We start from the raw sequence: 17,288 nt of genomic DNA, 5'->3' as shown, positions 1-17,288 counted from the left end.
AATCTTCGCGAGGTGCCGAGTGCACTACACATTAGCACGGTCGTAATGGCAAAGAGGACGGTCATAATTGCTGGAAACGCTCAAAAAAGGCGAAAAAGTCCCTTTTTGAGGTCAAAAAAGCGGATTAACATTTGTTTGGTTTCGGATGTCTTTCGAGGCTATAAAACACGTTTTTTACAATAAGCCCCCCTGCCGCAGGCTCTCTTTTGCCATTGATTTCAATCAACGAGTTGATAAATTCCCGGCTTTGCCGGATTCCTCTATGGGTTTGAACCCCCTTTCAAAAATCTACAAGTAATCCTATTAAAGGACCTCAAGTCCACAGAGGAAGAGGCTTTGCCTCTAAGCTCTAAAACCGTTCGTTGAAACGAAACGGCAAAAGAGAGCCTGCGGCAGGGGGCTTATTGTATAAAACGTGTTTTTCAGGGTAAAAAGACATCCGAAACCGAACAATTGTGAATCCACTTTTCAGCTGTCAAAAAGGGGCTTTTTCCTATGATCCGGCACCTTATCGCCATGAAGAGGGACTTTATCACTCTGATCCGGAACATTGTTGCTCTGAAGTCGGACTTCATATAGTACGAAGTCAACCCTCAGAGCGATGAAGCGTTACTTCACGGCAGTTTTCTGCGCACCTCACGGCAACAAGCCCCTAAAATTTTCTTGGGATATTTGGAACGCCGTCCGCCTTCGTCCGCAAATATTCGATTCTCCGGGAGTTAAGGTTTATCACTTTGTCGGCGTTTTCATCTTTCGATAATCAAATTGTACGCTTTTCGGAATGGTCTCGGCACCTCATTTTCTCTGTTGTCAGCCGAGCCGGTTAAAACCGCAAAAAGAGTCAATCCAAAATCGATCAAGATTTCGGACGAAATAGAAAAATGGCTGAAATAGGAGTTATTGTAATTTCTCAATTTACAGAAGGTCCAAAACTAAGAAAAACTGAACCTGTAAATGATGATTTGGCGTATTCTTGTGAATGGCCTGCTACCGGACTCTTCTCAAATACTTTCTTTCGGAATAGGTGGAATTAAGAAAAAAACTCTACATTTGTCACCGAATCGGTTTCGTTTTTCCCATTCGGGAAGACGGATTAAAAGGGAATCGGGTGTAAATCCCGAACAGTCCCGCTGCTGTGAAGCTCCGTTTCAACATCCTGAAACTACTATTGCCACTGGTTTGTTATAACAAGTCGGGAAGGCTTCGGGATGGGAGTCAGTCAGAAGACCTGCCATTCATTAAAGGTTCATATCCTCGTGGGTTAGGCTATGGATACGAAAAGATTATTGATTCTAAATGTTAGGAGATTATGGAGAAGATATGCCCCAGGTGCGGTGTCTCTTTTGAATGTCAGCCGGATAACATCACGGGTTGCCAGTGTGGAACCGTGAAACTCGACCGTTTCCAGCGTGACTATGTAAAGATGTACTACTATCCGGAATGTTTATGTAAATCTTGTTTGGAAGAGGTTAAACTTTACTTCTATGCTTCGGAAGTGAATCCCTGTTATAAACATATAAAACGATGATATGATAAAAAAAGTACTGATTGCAAACCGGGGCGAAATAGCTGTGAGAGTTATGCGCTCCTGTCGCGAAATGGGAATCCGGTCGGTGGCTGTTTTTTCGGAAGCAGACCGGACGGCTCGCCATGTCCTTTATGCCGACGAAGCCTGCCTGATCGGTCCGGCCGCTTCGAAAGACAGTTATCTGGATATCGGGAAAATCATCCGGGCTGCCCGGCAACACAACGTCGATGCAATACATCCCGGATACGGCTTTCTGTCTGAAAATGCAGAATTTGCCCGCCGGTGTAAAGAGGAAGGATTCATCTTTATCGGCCCGCTGGCCGAAACGATGGAAGCAATGGGCGATAAAATTGCCGCCCGCAAACGCATGATCGCCGCCGGTGTACCGGTTGTGCCCGGCACGCAGGAACCGCTGAAGGATGCAGCCGAAGCGCGCCGCCTCTGCAACGAGATCGGTTATCCGGTGATGCTGAAAGCCTCTATGGGAGGCGGCGGAAAGGGAATGCGCCTGATATATAAGGAGGAAGATGTGGAAGAGGCGTATAATGCCGCCCGCTCAGAGTCGCTCTCTTCTTTTGGCGACGATACGGTCTATCTGGAGAAGTTCGTGGAAGGGCCGCACCATATCGAATTTCAGATACTGGGCGATAATCATGGGAACGTGATTCATCTCTGCGAACGCGAATGCTCCGTGCAACGCCGTAACCAGAAGATCGTGGAGGAAAGCCCTTCGCCTTTTATCACGCCGGAACTGCGCCGCGAGATGGGCGAAAAGGCCGTAGCGGCCGCCAGGGCTGTCAACTACTCCGGTGCCGGGACAATCGAATTCCTGGTCGATAAACACCGTCATTTTTATTTTCTTGAAATGAATACCCGCCTGCAGGTGGAACATCCGATCACCGAAGAGGTGCTGGGACTCGACTTGGTGAAGGAGCAGATCCGTGTCGCCAACAACGAGCCTTTGCATATCCGGCAGGAAGATATCGTGCAGCGCGGCCACGCGATCGAATGCCGTATCTGTGCCGAAGATACGGCCAACAACTTCATGCCTTCGCCCGGCGTGATCCGCCAGCTGACCGAACCGAACGGGATCGGGGTGCGGATCGACAGTTATGTGTATGAAGGTTATGAAATTCCGGTCTATTATGATCCGATGATCGGGAAGCTGATTGTTTGGGCTACGACGCGGGAGTATGCGATCGAACGGATGCGTCGTGTGTTGCACGAATACAAGATTACCGGCCTGAAGACAAACATCAGTTACCTCCGCCGGATTATGGATATTCCGGATTTTGTGCATGGTACCTATGATACTTCTTTCATCGGGAAGCATGGAGAGGAACTGCAACACCCGGTCAATCCGGAAGATGAACATAAGTCGGAGAATATCGCCATGATTGCCGCTTATATGGACTATCTGATGAACCTGGAGGAGAACGCTTCAGGCACTTCGGCGGATAACCGCCCGATCAGCCGCTGGCGCGAGTTCGGGTTGCAGAAAGGGGTGCTCAGGATTTAGATGAAAGTTGAAAGTTGAAAATTGAAAGTGAAATGGAAATACATATAGGAAACCGGGTGGCGGATGTTTCGTTGCTTGGAAAAGAGGGTAACAAGGTGCGGCTCTGCATAGATGGTGAAGAACACGAAGTGGACATCGTGATGGCCGAGAATGGCGCTTGCTCGCTGTTGCACGACGGGCATTCCTATAACGCCGAACTGATCCGTTCGGAAGGCGGGAAGAACTACCAGGTGAACACGTTCTTTTCTTCTTACTCGGTCGATATCATCGATTCGCAGGCGAAGTATCTGCGTATGCGCAGGAACAGCGAGGAGAAACAGGGTGACAAGATCATTTCGCCTATGCCCGGGAAAGTCGTGAAAATACCGGTCGGCGAAGGCGACCGGTTGGTGGCCGGCGATATCGTGGCCGTGATCGAGGCGATGAAGATGCAGAGCAATTATAAAGTCAGCTCGGACTGCGTTGTCCGTGAAATCCTGGTGAAAGAGGGAGACACGGTGAACGGGAATCAGGTGCTGATGACATTGGACGTAATTAATCAGGAAGAAAATGCAGAAGGAACAAATATACAAGAAGTTTGAAGAACTGGACAAGGCTGCTGCCCTGGGTGGTGGTGAAGTTCGTATTGAAAAGCAACATGAAGCGGGGCACATGACGGCCCGCGAACGTATCGATATGTTACTCGATAAAGGGACATTTGTGGAGTTGGACAAGTTTGTGGCGCATCGCTGTACGAACTTCGGTATGGAGAAAAACCGGATTCCGGGTGATGGCGTCGTGTCCGGATATGGGAAAATAGACGGCCGCCAGGTCTTTGTCTATGCGTATGATTTTACGGCTTATGGGGGAACGCTCAGTTCGACCAATGCGGCTAAGATCGTGAAGGTACAAAGCCTGGCTCTGAAAAGCGGGGCGCCGGTGATTGCGCTGAACGATTCGGGCGGAGCGCGCATCCAGGAAGGTGTCGGCAGCCTGGCGGGCTATGCTTCGATATTCTACCAGAATACGATGGCTTCAGGGGTGGTGCCGCAGCTGTCGGCGATTCTCGGTCCGTGTGCCGGTGGTGCTTGCTATTCGCCGGCGTTGACCGATTTCATCTTTATGGTGAAGGAGAAGAGCCATATGTTCATTACCGGTCCGGATGTCGTGAAAGCTGTTACTCACGAGACTGTCGGGAAGGAAGAACTGGGCGGCGCTTATGTACACAGCAGCAGGAGCGGCGTGACGCATTTCATGTGCGACACGGAAGAAGAAACCCTGATGAGCATCCGCGAGCTATTGAGCTTCCTGCCGTCGAACAATATGGAGGATGCGCCTGTCGTACCCTGTTCAGACGATGTACGCCGCGAGGAGGAAGCTCTGCAAGAGGTGATTCCGGATGATCCGAACGTGCCTTATGACATTAAAGATATTATCGAACCGGTGGTCGACAATCATTATTTCTTTGAAGTGATGCCCCACTTTGCCCGGAATGTGGTGGTCGGCTTTGCCCGTCTGGGAGGCCGTTCGGTCGGTATCGTGGCGAACCAGCCGGCTTTTCTGGCCGGTGTGCTGGATATCGACGCGTCGGACAAGGCGGCACGTTTTATCCGTTTCTGCGACTGTTTCAATATCCCGCTGGTGACGTTTGAGGATGTGCCCGGATTCCTGCCCGGCTGCCAGCAGGAGCACGACGGTATTATCCGCCACGGGGCGAAGATCGTCTATGCATATGCCGAGGCGACAGTTCCCAAAATTACGCTGATTACCCGGAAAGCCTATGGCGGCGCTTATATCGTGATGTCGAGCAAACCGACCGGAGCCGATATCAACCTGGCTTACCCGATGGCGGAAATTGCCGTAATGGGAGCGGAAGGCGCTGTCAATATCCTGTACCGCAAGGCGGACAGCGAAGAGAAGGCGCGTGCCATGGAGGCATACAACGAACAGTTCTCGAATCCTTACCGCGCGGCGGAACTGGGATTTATCGACGAGATCATCATGCCCCGGCAGACGCGCTACAAACTGATACAGGCGCTTGAAATGGCAAAAAACAAAAGCCAGAGCAATCCGCCTAAGAAACACGGCAATATGCCGTTGTAAATCAATGATATCGATTTAAACATTATAAATAACTAACACAGCGGGCTTGCTTGTGAAAGTTGGCCTGCTTACTTTTGTACCCGCATTTAAACAGAGAAAAGACAAAAAGAATGGAAAAAGAGACTATGACAGACAGGGAAGTGTTGTTGCTGCGCAGAAAACTGGATTTATTGCTTCGTACCGGGAAATTATTGATGGAGAGTGCTGCCGACACGAACCGCATCGAGCGAAACATGAAACGGGTGGCTGCTTTTATGGGGATTCCGGAAGATAAACTTCATCTGGATGTCCGGTGGACGATGATTATGGTGAACGTGAGCGATGAAAAACATTCGTTTTCCAAATTCCAGAAGTGTGAGAAACATGGTATCAATATGACGACCATTACGGAGATCAGCCATTTGTCGTGGAATGCCATTGAGCAGGACTATTCGCTGGACAGATATGAAGAGGAACTGGAAAAGATTGCAGCCAAACCGCGTAATTATGTGCCTTATATCGTTGCGATAGGGGCCGGATTTGCTTGTGGCGGCTTCTGTAAGCTGTTCGGTTGCGACTGGATTGCGTTTTTGTTTGCTTCGATTTGTGCTTTCATCGGGTTCCGGGTCCGGGCGCGTTGCATCGAATTTGGAATTAATGTATATATGAGCATCGCGCTTGCGGCGTTTGTTTCGACCTGTTTAGCCTACGCTTCTTCCTTTTCGGGTTTGTCGGCGACGCCTTATCATCCGCTCTTGGCCTGTGCCCTGTTTATCGTGCCGGGTGTACCGTTGATTAATTTCGTGGATGATATGATCGACAATCATTTGCTTGTCGGCATCACGCGGGCGGCTAATACGATGATGATGGTCGGGGCGATGACTTTCGGTATTGCTTTCGCCATGCGGGTGTTGGTGATGAATGATGTGGCGATCGACCATAAGTTCAGTGAATTGAGCATGGTACCCCATGATCCGTATTATGTCTATGCCATTGCCGCCGCGATTGCTGCAATGGGATTTTCCATGATCTTCAATATCCAGCGTCGCCTGCTGTGGGTCGTAGCTTTAGGGGGTATTTTGGCAGTGTGTACCCGTAACTTTGTGAACTTCGAATTGGGTTACGGCCCGGTGATCGGCTCGTTTATGGGCAGTTTTGTCGTGAGTCTGATAGCGGTGAAGGCGGTTCATTGGTTTGATGTTCCCAATCACGTCCTGACGATTCCTTCTGTGATTCCGATGATTCCGGGAGTTCTGATGTATCGCTCGATGTTAGGATTTATCAATCTGCACGGAGTGATCGGCGAAGTGACGAATGCTTTTGCCAACGGTATGAATTCGGCTCTGATTATCCTTTGCATTTCATTGGGAGTTGCCGTTCCGAACATCTTTGCCCGCCGTTACATAGCCAAAGACCGCCAGCGTTACCTCGAGGAAGAACTGGAGAAACGCCGGCAGCGTGGGAAGTTTATTGAATGGTAAGAAATTTACAATCCATAATTCAATTCCACGCAAACAACTTTCTTGGCTTTCAGGGAGGCTTTTACGTCGATCAGACGCTGATTGCTGCTGCCCCGGAAGAGGAGGCTTTCATCGCGAAGGGTTTGTTTGAATTTGCCGTCTACTAATACGTCTATGTACTTGAGCAGTTCTGCTTGTTTCGGATTATTCAGAAGACGTTCGAACGTGTAGCCGGTGTAGCACCAGATGTTTTTCCGGCTTTTTTCTTTGATAGCCCGCGCCAGCTCGGTAAAACCTTCGGGCTGGAACATCGGATCGCCCCCGCTGAAGGTTACGTTGGCGAAGTCGTCGGCCAGGACCTTTTCCAAGATATGCTCCGTCGGAACTTGTTTTCCTTTCTTTATATCCCACGATTCGGGATTGTGACAACCCGGGCAGGCGTTCGGGCAGCCTGCCGCATAGATCGCGGTCCGGAAACCCGGACCGTCGACGGTTGTGTCTTCTATGATGTCGATAATGGAAAGCATCTTTATCTCTCTTAATTAACTTTCAACTTTCACCTCTCCACTTTCAACTATGAACGACGCGGTCGTTCAACTCCGCCAGTTTGGCATTGTTCCAACGGTCTGTCGTGCCGACCAGGTAACCGGTGATGCGCTGTAGCTTGTCGAGATGGGTGCTGCCGCATTTCGGACAGGTTTCGAGGTTGGTTTCCGCATTCTCATAACCACAGTCCAGGCAACGGTTACGGTTATGGTTGACCGAGCCATATCCGATGTTGTAGCGGTCCATCATGTCGACTACCTGCATGATCACTTCCGGGTTGTGGGTGGCGTCTCCGTCCATCTCTACGTAGAAGATGTGTCCGCCACGCGTCAGGTCGTGGTAAGGCGCCTCCACTTCCGCTTTATGGCGGGCGCTGCATTTGTAGTAGACCGGGACATGGTTGGAGTTCGTATAGTAGTCACGGTCTGTAATACCGGGCAATAAACCGAACTTTTTGCGGTCGCGACCGGTAAACTTGCCTGACAGGCCTTCTGCCGGAGTCGCCAGTACGCTGTAGTTATGCTGGTATTCTTCGGAGAACTGGTTTACACGGTTGCGCATATAAGTGACGATTCTCAATCCTAACTCCTGCGATGCTGCATCCTCTCCGTGATGTTTGCCGGTGAGGGCGACGAGGCATTCCGCCAGGCCGATGAAGCCGATACCCAATGTGCCCTGGTTGATAACCGGTGCGATCGTGTCGTTAGGTTTCAGCTTTTCGCTGCCGAGCCAAAGGGAAGACATCAGTAACGGGAATTGCTTCGCGTAGGCTGTTTTCTGGAACTCCATCCGTTCGTGCAACTGGCGGGCTGTCACTTCCAGCATATGGTCGAACTTGGCAAAGAACAGGGCGATCCGTTCTTCCTGATTCTCGACCTGCATACATTCGATAGCCAGACGCACGATGTTGATTGTCGAGAAAGATATATTCCCGCGGCCGATGGAAGTTTTCGGTCCGAAGCGGTTTTCGAATACACGCGTACGACATCCCATCGTAGCCACTTCATGGATATAACGTTGCGGATCGTCCGCCCGCCATTCTTCACTTTGGTTGAAAGTAGCATCCAGGTTGAGGAAGTTCGGGAAGAAACGGCGTGCCGTCACCTTGCAGGCAAGTTGGTAGAGGTCGTAGTTGCGGTCTTCCGGCAAGTAGCTCACGCCGCGTTTCTTTTTCCATATCTGGATCGGGAAGATAGCCGTTTCACCGTTACCGACACCGCGGTATGTGCTTTTCAGTATCTCGCGGATGATGCAGCGGCCTTCGGCTGAAGTGTCCGTCCCGTAGTTGATAGAGCTGAAAACCACCTGATTGCCACCCCGTGAATGGATCGTGTTCATGTTGTGGATAAACGCTTCCATCGACTGGTGCACGCGGCTGACAGTTTTGTTCACGGCATGCTGTATGATGCGGTCGTCTCCGCTCAATCCATCCAGCGGGCGGGTGATATAGTCGTCCAGCTCTTTTTCATATAGATGGGAATAATCTTGCCCGTTGAGGTCTTCCAGATTCTTCAATTCCTCAATAAAACTGTTGCGCACGTATGGGGCGAGATAGAAGTCGAATGCCGGGATCGCCTGTCCGCCGTGCATTTCATTCTGGGCTGTTTCAAGCGAGATACAACCCAAGATGCTGGCCGTTTCGATTCGTTTTGCCGGGCGTGATTCGCCATGTCCGGCGGAAAAACCGTATTTCAGGATGCGGTCCAGCGGATGCTGTACGCACGTAAGGCTCTTGGTCGGATAATAGTCCTTATCATGGATATGCAAATAGTTATTTTCCACAGCTTCCTTGACCTCTTCACTCAACAGGTAATCGTCCACGAACGGTTTGGTCGTCTCGCTGGAAAACTTCATCATCATACCGGCAGGCGTGTCGGCATTCATGTTGGCATTCTCGCGGGTAATGTCGTTAGACTTGATGTTGATGATTTCCAGGAACATGTCGCGCGTCTTTGCTTTGCGGGCGATGCTTCGCTGGTTACGGTAGGCGATGTATTTTTGTGCAACATCCTTGCGGCTACTGTTCATCAGTTCCAGTTCGACAGCATCCTGGATGGCTTCGACTGTCATTTGCGTGTTACCTTTAAAGGAAATGTGATCGGTGATCTGGCGTACTAACTCCCGGTCTTCTCCGATTTCAGTGTGCAACATGGCTTTACGGATGGCTGTCGCGATCTTTTCTTCGTTAAACCCGACGATGCGTCCGTCCCGTTTGATAACTGTTTGAATCATGATAATTGCTATTGAGGATTATATGTTTTATTTGCTGCAAAAGTATACAGTATAAGTACGCGGTGAACTTTTTGGAAAACTTTTGTGTGGTTAAATAATGTCAATACACTGATATACAGTGACGGTTATTATTAAAATGGAAAACTTTTATGTTTTGAAGATTTATTTGTTTGTCAAAATGGTTTATTTATTGTGGACTACTGTTCCCGCGCTTGACGCGGGATCGCATTAAAACCGACCATATAAACAACTGATAGATAAGGCCTGTTCTTCTGCGGCCCCGCGTCAAGCGCGGGGACAAGGGACTTTTGACATATTCCCCCACGGAGGCTGTTATTCTGGTTTGAAAACTGGGGGAGGGAATCGGGTTTATTGCCCGCTTCCTCCCATGATATCCAGCAGCTCGTTGGTGATGGCTTGCTGGCGTGTTTTGTTATATTGGAGAGTCAGGTCCTGGATCAGGTCATTGGCATTGTCGTTGGCGGTCTGCATGGCCATCATGCGGGCGGCGTGTTCGGAAGTGACCGTGTCGAGCAGTGTCGTATAGACTGTCAGATTCAGTAACTTCGGGAAGAGCAAGGCTTGCAGGTTTTCCGGAGACGGTTCCAGAAGGTAATCGGTTGCAGAAGCATCGGTTGTCGCTTCCGGAAGGGTAATCGGCAGGTACACTTTATGAGTCAACACCTGTGTCGCCGTGTTCTTGAAATGATGGTAAAGCAATTCCACCCGGTCTACTTTGCCGGAGGTAAACAACTCCATCAAGTCTCCTGCCAAGCTGATAGCTCCATCGTAAGACGGTTTTTCTCCTAAATGCAGGAAGTTGTCTTCGGTTGTATAACCGGCCTTATGCAGTTCGTCCGCAATCTTCTTTCCGACGGGATAGAGGCGTACCTCGATCTGCTGTGCCTTGTATTCATGCAACCGGGCGGATAGTTCTTTCCAGACGTTGACATTGAAAGTGCCGCATAGCCCACTGCTGGATGAGAATACGGCTATTGCGACCCGCTTCACCTCACGCTGTTCAGTGTAAGGTGATTCCAGGTCACATTCCGCACCTAAAAGACCGTTTAAAATGGCGGACAGCTTATTCGCATAAAGGAGTGTATGTTCGGTCAGCATCTGTGTATGGTGGAGCTTGGCAGAAGAAACCATTTTCATGGCAGCCGTAATCTTCTGCGTGCTCCGGATAGATGCAATCCGGACTTTTATTTCTTTTAATGATGACATAGACTCTATTTAATTGAAAGTTGCTTCGCTGTTTCTTCCAGTTTCTTCCGGATATCGTCGTCGATAGTTCCGGTTTTCAAGACATCCAGGACGTCGTGTCGGTGCGATGTGCGTAATTCGTGCAGGAATTCCTTTTCGAATTCGTGTACTTTGTCCAACGGGACATCTTTCAGCAGGCCTTGCGTGCCGCAATAGAGGATCGCGATCTGCTCTTCAACGGGCATCGGGCTGTATTGGGGCTGGATCAGCAATTGCGTGTTCTTTTGTCCTTTGTCGATCGTGAAGGCCGTTACGGCATCCATATCTCCGCCGAACTTGGAGAATGATTCCAGTTCGCGGAACTGCGCCTGGTCGATCTTCAATGTTCCGGCCACTTTCTTCATCGCCTTCAACTGCGCGTTACCACCTACACGGGAAACAGAAATACCGACATTGATCGCCGGACGGTTTCCCTGGTTGAACAGGTCTGTCTCGAGGAAGATCTGTCCGTCGGTGATGGAGATCACATTGGTCGGGATATAAGCCGAAACATCGCCGGCCTGTGTCTCGATGATCGGCAGGGCCGTCAGGGAACCGCCGCCTTTCACTTTATCTTTCATGCTCTCCGGCAGGTCGTTCATCTGGCTTGCCACTTCCGGCTGGTTGATGATCTTGGCTGCCCGTTCGAGCAGGCGGGAATGCAGGTAGAAGATATCGCCCGGATAGGCTTCACGTCCGGAAGGACGGCGCAGGATCAGGGATACTTCACGATAGGCGACAGCCTGTTTCGAGAGGTCGTCGTAGACCACTAAGGCATGGCGTCCGCTATCCCGGAAATATTCGCCGATAGCGGCTCCGGCAAAAGGTGCGAAGTATTGCATGGCTGCCGGATCGGAAGCTGTCGCACTTACAACAACCGTATAGTCCATCGCACCCTTTTCCTGCAACGTGTTGACAAGCGAAGCGACAGTCGAACCTTTCTGCCCGATCGCCACATAGATACAATAAACCGGATTGCCCGCTTCATAATTGCTGCGCTGGTTGATGACCGTGTCGATCGCGATGGAAGTCTTTCCGGTCTGGCGGTCGCCGATGATCAGTTCACGCTGTCCGCGTCCGATCGGTATCATGGCGTCGACAGCCTTGATGCCGGTCTGTAACGGTTCATTCACAGGCTGGCGGAAGATCACGCCCGGAGCTTTGCGCTCGAGCGGCATCTCGCAGGTCTCGCCTGTGATTTGCCCTTTTCCGTCGATCGGGTTTCCGAGCGGGTCGATTACACGTCCGATCATGTTTTCGCTAACGTCGATAGAGGCGATGCGCCCTGTCCGTTTGACTGTGTCGCCCTCTTTCACGAGGTCGGTCGGCCCCAACAGGACAGCTCCCACATTGTCTTCTTCGAGATTCATCACGATCGCTTCCATTCCGTTGTCGAACTGCAACAGTTCGTTCGCCTCGGCATTGTCGAGGCCGTATATGCGTGCCACACCATCACTCACCTGAAGTACGGTACCCACTTCTTCCGTATGGATGCTGGTACTGATACCTTCCAACTGCTGGCGCAGGATGGCGGAAACTTCACTCACTTTTATCTGATCTGTCATACTTCTTTCTTTTTTATCTGTTTTCGAGTAACCGGCTACGGATGTCCCGCAACTGTGTCGCATAGCTGGCATCTATCCGGTAGTTTCCGATACGCAGGCGGAAACCGCCGATCAGTTCCGGCTGTATGAGTCCGGTAAATTCGATGGTGCTGCCTGTCTCTTCCTTGAGCTTCTTCTGGAGATGCTCCTTCACCTCGTCGCTTACCGGAGTGGCGGTACTGAATTGTACGCGGGTGATATGCTTGTCTCTCCGGTAAAAATGGATATAGATGTGGGCCATGAAGAGCAGTTCGTTTTCCCGTTTGTGTTGCAAGACCAAACGGATAAAACGAACATACAAGTCCGAGACCTCTATGCCGCCGGCCGCTATCAACAGCTTGACTTTCTCCTCTCTGGGAATGATCGGGTTGCTAACGGCAACCCGCAACTCCGGTTCGAGCGAGAAACTGTCTGCCAGCATCTTCATGTCATCATATACCCGGATCTCCAGCCTTTTCTCCTTTGCAAGCGAGAAAAGCGCTTTCGCATACCGGGAAGAGATTGTTCCTATATCCATACGCTACGATTTATAAAGCGATACCTCATCCAACAGCCGGTCGATGATTTGTTGTTGTTCACCGTCACGGCTGATCTTTTCTTTCATCACCTTCTCTGCTATGGCGATCGAAAGGTCTGCAATCTCCGAACGGACTTCGCGGATTGCTTTCTCCTTTTCTTCGCGGATACGCCGGGCAGCCTCTTCCACCTGTAAACGGGTTTCGGCGGCAGCCTTCTGACGAGCTTCGTCGATGATTTGTTCCTTTTCGGCAAAGGCTTCTTTCAGGATCGCATTCTGTTTTTCTTTTGCTTCGGCAAGTATCCGGGCACCTTCGGCCTGGATATTGGCAAGCTGTTCATTCGCCTGGCGTGCCGTCTCCAAAGAATCGTCGATGTAGGCTTTCCGTTGTTCCACCGCCTTGATAATGACGGGGAAACCATATTTGGAAAGGATGACAAAGACAATCCCGAATGAAACGATCATCCAGAACAGAAGTCCCGAATCCGGTGTTAATAATGACATAGCTTGTTACTTTTTTATTGGAACAAAGCCAGGAAACATACAACGATAGCAAACAGTGCCACACCTTCTATCAACGCGCCCATGATCAACATGGAAGTACGGATCTCACCGGCGGCCGACGGCTGGCGTCCGATTGATTCGACGGCCCCTTTTCCGATCAAACCGATACCTATACCTGCACCGATAGCGGCGATTCCCGCTCCGATTGTTGCTCCCATCTTCGCTACGCCCATTCCGGCAGCTGCTTGTAATAAAATAGTCGATAACATAGTGTTTTAAACTTTTAATTAGTACCTCAAATATATTTAATCTTTAACCTTGGCCAAACCTATATAATTGGCTGAAAGCAAGGTAAACATGTATGCCTGCAAGCAAGCGACCAGCAGTTCCAGACAGTTCATGAACGCGCAGAACAGAACCGAAACAACCGTCATTCCCATATTCACGACCATCCCCATCGACGCCGTTATGAATATCAGACAGGTGAGCGCCAAGATAATCGTATGTCCCGCCATAATGTTGGCAAACAGACGGATCATCAAGGCGAACGGTTTTGTGAACACGCCGAAGAACTCCACAAAAGGCATGATCGGCAGCGGCACCTTCAGGTATATCGGCACCTTCGGCCAAAATATGTCTTTCCAGTATTCCTTTGTCGCGAACAGATTGACAACGATAAACGTACAGCCTGCCAGGACTGCCGTTACGGCAATGTTACCTGTGATGTTAGCGCCGCCCGGAAAGATCGGTATGATGCCGATCAGGTTATTGATCAGAATAAAGAAAAAGACCGTCAACAGATAAGATGAAAACGGCTTGTATTCTTCTTTGCCGATCGACTCCTTGATGACACCGTCCTCAATATAGGAAATAGCCATCTCCATCAACCCGGTAAATCCGCCCGGGACCTGGTTCGGATGTTTCTTATACCAGCGTGCCGTCCTGAGGACCACAAACAGCAGAATGCCGCAACTCAGGAACAGTCCGCAGACATTTTTGGTCAGTGAGAAGTCGAGCGGGCGGACCTCTTCGCCCCGGCTGTTCTTTTCGACCACCTTGCCGGCATGTTCGCCTTCGGCCGCGATGTAATAGTTATGATGCGTCTGTCCGTGATGCAGATGGTGGGAAAGGAACATATCCCATCCCCGTTCTTCGCTTTTGACCAGTACCGGCAGCGAAACGGCGATCTCTTTCCCGTTCCATTCGGTAATGTGCCAAGTGTAGGCATCCTGAATATGCGAGAAAACGATCTCCTGCACATCGACGCCTTCCTCCTTGGTGTCTGCCTGGGCCGGAGCCAACGTGCAGGACCACAGCAGTAGCGCTATCCATATCAATCTGTTATTTATGAGATTGTTCTTCATCTTCTCTTTTTTCTCTTTTCATTCTTTTTTTCTCGTACAGATAAATTGTATACGTTTCCATGCCCATATAAATAAAGAAGAAGAGCATCAGTGTAAAGCCGAATGTCTTCAGGTGTTCGTTCACCAGTGCGGCGTAAAGCCATAAGAAAACAATCGCAAGGGTAAACTTGCAGAACCGCACCAGCATATAAGCGGTAATGGTCACATCGCCTTTCTTCTTTTTCATCCGGTCGAGAACATATGTCATTGCCATCGCCATCAGCCAGTAGAAGATCGGGATGGAAGGATACCATGTGAAATAATGTTCCGGCCAGATTGTGTATAACAAACCGCCTAATGCCAAACCGATAGCAAAGTTGATAAAAGTAATCAACCCCATCAGTTTTAATTTTAACCACCCTGTCATTGTCGTGTACTTTTTATTTATTCGATACAAACAGATATATGATCCTCTTTCACCTCCACGAATCCGCTCTTGATGGCCTGCTCTCCCTTTTTGCCATCGTTTTCAAAGACGATGGTTCCTTCTCCGAGAGCGGCGATCATCGGAGCATGATGAGGAAGAATATCAAATGAACCGACTGCACCCGGAAACGAAACCTGCAGGGTCTCGCCTTCGTAAAGAATACCGTCCGGTGATATAATTTCCAGTCTCATACCTGTTTAGTTTGCTTGTTCTGCCAATCGTTTCGCCTTTTCCATCACATCCTCGATCGTTCCTACGTTCAGGAAGGCCTGTTCGGGGATATTGTCGGTTTCGCCGTCCATGATCATCTTGAATCCGCGTATCGTATCTTCGATGGAGACCATCACGCCCGGTATGCCGGTGAACTGTTCGGCGACGGAGAAGGGCTGCGAAAGGAAACGCTGCACGCGGCGGGCACGGTTGACGGTCTGGCGGTCTTCGTCGGAAAGCTCTTCCATACCGAGGATCGAGATGATGTCTTGCAATTCCTTGTTGCGTTGCAGTATCTGTTTGACACGTTGCGCTGTCTCGTAATGCTCGTTGCCGACGATCAGCGGGTCCAGAATGCGTGAAGTCGATTCCAGCGGGTCGACAGCCGGATAGATACCGAGTTCGGTGATCTTACGGCTCAACACCGTCGTTGCATCCAAGTGCGTGAATGTAGTGGCCGGAGCCGGGTCCGTCAAGTCGTCTGCGGGCACATAAACAGCCTGGACAGAGGTGATGGAACCTTTCTTGGTCGACGTGATACGTTCCTGCATGGCGCCCATCTCGGTTGCCAGCGTCGGTTGGTAGCCGACGGCCGACGGCATACGTCCCAACAAGGCGGAAACTTCCGAACCGGCCTGTGTGAAACGGAAGATATTATCGATAAAAAAGAGGATGTCTCTCGTTTCCCCTTCCGGCGCCAGGTCACGGAAAGACTCGGCAATCGTCAGCCCCGAGAGGGCTACGGAAGAACGCGCTCCCGGCGGTTCGTTCATCTGCCCGAACACTAATGTCGCCTGCGATTTGGCCAGTTCGTCATAGTCGATCTTCGACAAATCCCAATGGCCTGCTTCCATGCTCTTCTTGAATTCTTCACCGTAACGGATCACACCGGACTGGATCATCTCGCGCAGCAGGTCGTTCCCCTCACGCGTACGTTCGCCGACACCTGCAAAGACGGAAAATCCATTGTTCTTCTTTGCAATGTTGTTGATCAGCTCCATGATCAGAACCGTCTTACCTACACCGGCACCGCCAAAAAGACCGATCTTGCCACCTTTTGAATAAGGTTCCAGCAGGTCGATCACCTTGATACCTGTGTACAACACTTCGCGGCTGGTGGTCAGATCCTCGAACTTGGGCGGTTCGCGGTGGATCGGGAGAGCGCCTTTGCGGTCGAGTTCCGTTATCCCGTCGATCGGGTTGCCTGTCACGTTCATCAAGCGTCCTTTCACCTGGTCGCCGACCGGCATCGTAATAGGTGAGCCGTATGACAGGGCTTCCATTCCTCTCTGCAGTCCGTCTGTCGTATCCATTGCTACGGTGCGGACCGTGTTTTCCCCGATGTGTTGCTGAACTTCTACAATCAGTATTTTTCCATTAGGGCGGGTTATCTCCATCGCGTCGTGGATACGTGGAAGTGTTATCTTTTCTTCCTTTTCATTGTCAAAATGAATGTCCACAACCGGACCGATAACCTGTGATATATAACCTTTTATTTCTCCCATACAATCTCTTTTTTTCCTTAGACCTATTCAACTCTTCGGCTGCAATATTACGAATTATGATTGTCTGATGTTCGGAAATATTACTTTTTAATTCTTTTTGTACTTAGTTAAATATTCAACTAATTTCATTCTATTCTGAAATAAACCAATAGAGTTCGGATATGGACCAAAATGCAGGAAAAAGCTTATTTTGTAAATCATAGAGAAAGAGGTTCCTAAGCGGTATGTGACGTTTTACAGGTAAAGAAAAGGCAAAATGTTTTGCATTGTTAAATAAAAAGGAATAAACCATTCCTGCCCCACGCTTCGATGCGGAATCGCAAAGAAGCATACACGAAAATTACAATATCCCCCCTTTTGGGCCGTTTTTCTATTTCGTCCGAAATCTTGATCGATTTTGGATTGACTCTTTTCACGGTTTAAGCTCCCCTTTTTGACAATAGGGAAAAAGAGGTGCGCAGTCCGTTTCGAAAAGCGTGCAAATTGATTACCGAAAGATGGAAACACCGACAAAGTGATAAACCTTA

At 49.9% G+C, this 17,288-nt stretch carries 17 protein-coding genes and 1 riboswitch; of the genes, 5 read left to right on the top strand and 12 right to left on the bottom strand.

What is annotated here, in order from left to right; translation table 11 throughout:
• Nucleotides 1–1,044 precede the first annotated feature (1,044 nt).
• Nucleotides 1,045–1,250, top strand: a riboswitch (cobalamin riboswitch).
• 59 nt (nucleotides 1,251–1,309) lie between these two features.
• The 5 genes from DWU89_RS12960 to DWU89_RS12940 all read left to right on the top strand — a co-directional run bounded on the left by DWU89_RS12960 (nucleotide 1,310) and on the right by DWU89_RS12940 (nucleotide 6,589).
• Nucleotides 1,310–1,528 carry a cysteine-rich CWC family protein gene (locus DWU89_RS12960; RefSeq protein WP_115500052.1) on the top strand — a complete coding sequence of 73 codons (219 nt, stop codon included), beginning with the start codon at nucleotides 1,310–1,312 and terminating at the stop codon, nucleotides 1,526–1,528.
• 1 nt (nucleotide 1,529) lies between these two features.
• Nucleotides 1,530–3,047 (top strand): acetyl-CoA carboxylase biotin carboxylase subunit, encoded by a 1,518-nt coding sequence (accC, locus tag DWU89_RS12955; RefSeq protein ID WP_115500051.1) that lies wholly within the window; start codon nucleotides 1,530–1,532, stop codon nucleotides 3,045–3,047.
• Nucleotides 3,048–3,079: 32 nt separating this feature from the next.
• Entirely contained in the window at nucleotides 3,080–3,628 is a 549-nt protein-coding gene (locus DWU89_RS12950; RefSeq protein WP_115500050.1) for a biotin/lipoyl-containing protein, read from the top strand.
• Nucleotides 3,597–5,129 (top strand): acyl-CoA carboxylase subunit beta, encoded by a 1,533-nt coding sequence (locus tag DWU89_RS12945; protein WP_115500049.1) that lies wholly within the window; start codon nucleotides 3,597–3,599, stop codon nucleotides 5,127–5,129. Before DWU89_RS12950 ends, DWU89_RS12945 begins: the two co-directional genes overlap by 32 nt.
• Before the next feature lie 110 nt (nucleotides 5,130–5,239).
• Complete coding sequence (locus DWU89_RS12940; protein WP_115500048.1) at nucleotides 5,240–6,589, top strand: threonine/serine exporter family protein; 1,350 nt, start codon at nucleotides 5,240–5,242, stop codon at nucleotides 6,587–6,589.
• 5 nt (nucleotides 6,590–6,594) lie between these two features.
• On the opposite strand, the gene nrdG is transcribed toward DWU89_RS12940, so the two are convergent.
• The 12 genes from nrdG to DWU89_RS20885 all read right to left on the bottom strand — a co-directional run.
• Nucleotides 6,595–7,095 (bottom strand): anaerobic ribonucleoside-triphosphate reductase activating protein, encoded by a 501-nt coding sequence (gene nrdG, locus DWU89_RS12935; protein WP_115500047.1) that lies wholly within the window; start codon nucleotides 7,093–7,095, stop codon nucleotides 6,595–6,597.
• A gap of 43 nt (nucleotides 7,096–7,138) precedes the next feature.
• Nucleotides 7,139–9,346: an anaerobic ribonucleoside triphosphate reductase gene (locus DWU89_RS12930; RefSeq protein ID WP_115500046.1), complete on the bottom strand. Its 2,208-nt coding sequence runs from the start codon at nucleotides 9,344–9,346 to the stop codon at nucleotides 7,139–7,141.
• A gap of 369 nt (nucleotides 9,347–9,715) precedes the next feature.
• Nucleotides 9,716–10,573: a F0F1 ATP synthase subunit gamma gene (locus DWU89_RS12925; RefSeq protein WP_115500045.1), complete on the bottom strand. Its 858-nt coding sequence runs from the start codon at nucleotides 10,571–10,573 to the stop codon at nucleotides 9,716–9,718.
• Nucleotides 10,574–10,578: 5 nt separating this feature from the next.
• Entirely contained in the window at nucleotides 10,579–12,156 is a 1,578-nt protein-coding gene (gene atpA / locus DWU89_RS12920) for a F0F1 ATP synthase subunit alpha (RefSeq protein ID WP_115500044.1), read from the bottom strand.
• A 13-nt stretch (nucleotides 12,157–12,169) separates the two neighbouring features.
• On the bottom strand, nucleotides 12,170–12,712 hold the full coding sequence (locus tag DWU89_RS12915) for a F0F1 ATP synthase subunit delta (protein WP_115500043.1): 543 nt from the start codon (nucleotides 12,710–12,712) through the stop codon (nucleotides 12,170–12,172).
• 3 nt (nucleotides 12,713–12,715) lie between these two features.
• Nucleotides 12,716–13,216 (bottom strand): F0F1 ATP synthase subunit B, encoded by a 501-nt coding sequence (gene atpF, locus DWU89_RS12910; RefSeq protein ID WP_115500042.1) that lies wholly within the window; start codon nucleotides 13,214–13,216, stop codon nucleotides 12,716–12,718.
• Nucleotides 13,217–13,230: 14 nt separating this feature from the next.
• The gene (gene atpE / locus DWU89_RS12905; RefSeq protein ID WP_115500041.1) at nucleotides 13,231–13,485 is read right to left on the bottom strand and encodes an ATP synthase F0 subunit C; all 255 of its coding nucleotides are present in this window, start codon (nucleotides 13,483–13,485) and stop codon (nucleotides 13,231–13,233) included.
• 36 nt (nucleotides 13,486–13,521) lie between these two features.
• Nucleotides 13,522–14,580, bottom strand: a complete 1,059-nt coding sequence (atpB, locus tag DWU89_RS12900) for a F0F1 ATP synthase subunit A (protein ID WP_115500040.1) — start codon at nucleotides 14,578–14,580, stop codon at nucleotides 13,522–13,524.
• On the bottom strand, nucleotides 14,558–14,986 hold the full coding sequence (locus tag DWU89_RS12895) for a hypothetical protein (protein WP_115500039.1): 429 nt from the start codon (nucleotides 14,984–14,986) through the stop codon (nucleotides 14,558–14,560). Before DWU89_RS12895 ends, atpB begins: the two co-directional genes overlap by 23 nt.
• 17 nt (nucleotides 14,987–15,003) lie before the next feature.
• Nucleotides 15,004–15,237: a F0F1 ATP synthase subunit epsilon gene (locus tag DWU89_RS12890; protein ID WP_115500038.1), complete on the bottom strand. Its 234-nt coding sequence runs from the start codon at nucleotides 15,235–15,237 to the stop codon at nucleotides 15,004–15,006.
• A 6-nt stretch (nucleotides 15,238–15,243) separates the two neighbouring features.
• Nucleotides 15,244–16,761, bottom strand: coding sequence for a F0F1 ATP synthase subunit beta (atpD, locus tag DWU89_RS12885; protein WP_115500037.1), 1,518 nt, complete (start codon nucleotides 16,759–16,761; stop codon nucleotides 15,244–15,246).
• Between the two features lie 234 nt (nucleotides 16,762–16,995).
• A partial coding sequence (locus DWU89_RS20885) for a hypothetical protein (protein WP_208642469.1) occupies nucleotides 16,996–17,288 on the bottom strand: 293 nt, incomplete at its 5' end.

Source organism: Parabacteroides acidifaciens, from assembly GCF_003363715.1.
GTDB lineage: Bacteria > Bacteroidota > Bacteroidia > Bacteroidales > Tannerellaceae > Parabacteroides > Parabacteroides acidifaciens.
Note: the sequence above shows the minus strand (reverse complement) of the source record. Positions and strands in the feature narration are given on the sequence as shown.

Bases quoted from the DNA above. Each gene is read 5' to 3' on its own strand.
- DWU89_RS12960 (WP_115500052.1), top strand. From the start codon at position 1,310: ATGGAGAAGATATGCCCCAGGTGCGGTGTCTCTTTTGAATGTCAGCCG.
- accC (WP_115500051.1), top strand. From the start codon at position 1,530: ATGATAAAAAAAGTACTGATTGCAAACCGGGGCGAAATAGCTGTGAGA.
- DWU89_RS12950 (WP_115500050.1), top strand. From the start codon at position 3,080: ATGGAAATACATATAGGAAACCGGGTGGCGGATGTTTCGTTGCTTGGA.
- DWU89_RS12945 (WP_115500049.1), top strand. From the start codon at position 3,597: ATGCAGAAGGAACAAATATACAAGAAGTTTGAAGAACTGGACAAGGCT.
- DWU89_RS12940 (WP_115500048.1), top strand. From the start codon at position 5,240: ATGGAAAAAGAGACTATGACAGACAGGGAAGTGTTGTTGCTGCGCAGA.
- nrdG (WP_115500047.1), bottom strand. From the start codon at position 7,095: ATGCTTTCCATTATCGACATCATAGAAGACACAACCGTCGACGGTCCG.
- DWU89_RS12930 (WP_115500046.1), bottom strand. From the start codon at position 9,346: ATGATTCAAACAGTTATCAAACGGGACGGACGCATCGTCGGGTTTAAC.
- DWU89_RS12925 (WP_115500045.1), bottom strand. From the start codon at position 10,573: ATGTCATCATTAAAAGAAATAAAAGTCCGGATTGCATCTATCCGGAGC.
- atpA (WP_115500044.1), bottom strand. From the start codon at position 12,156: ATGACAGATCAGATAAAAGTGAGTGAAGTTTCCGCCATCCTGCGCCAG.
- DWU89_RS12915 (WP_115500043.1), bottom strand. From the start codon at position 12,712: ATGGATATAGGAACAATCTCTTCCCGGTATGCGAAAGCGCTTTTCTCG.
- atpF (WP_115500042.1), bottom strand. From the start codon at position 13,216: ATGTCATTATTAACACCGGATTCGGGACTTCTGTTCTGGATGATCGTT.
- atpE (WP_115500041.1), bottom strand. From the start codon at position 13,485: ATGTTATCGACTATTTTATTACAAGCAGCTGCCGGAATGGGCGTAGCG.
- atpB (WP_115500040.1), bottom strand. From the start codon at position 14,580: ATGAAGAACAATCTCATAAATAACAGATTGATATGGATAGCGCTACTG.
- DWU89_RS12895 (WP_115500039.1), bottom strand. From the start codon at position 14,986: ATGACAGGGTGGTTAAAATTAAAACTGATGGGGTTGATTACTTTTATC.
- DWU89_RS12890 (WP_115500038.1), bottom strand. From the start codon at position 15,237: ATGAGACTGGAAATTATATCACCGGACGGTATTCTTTACGAAGGCGAG.
- atpD (WP_115500037.1), bottom strand. From the start codon at position 16,761: ATGGGAGAAATAAAAGGTTATATATCACAGGTTATCGGTCCGGTTGTG.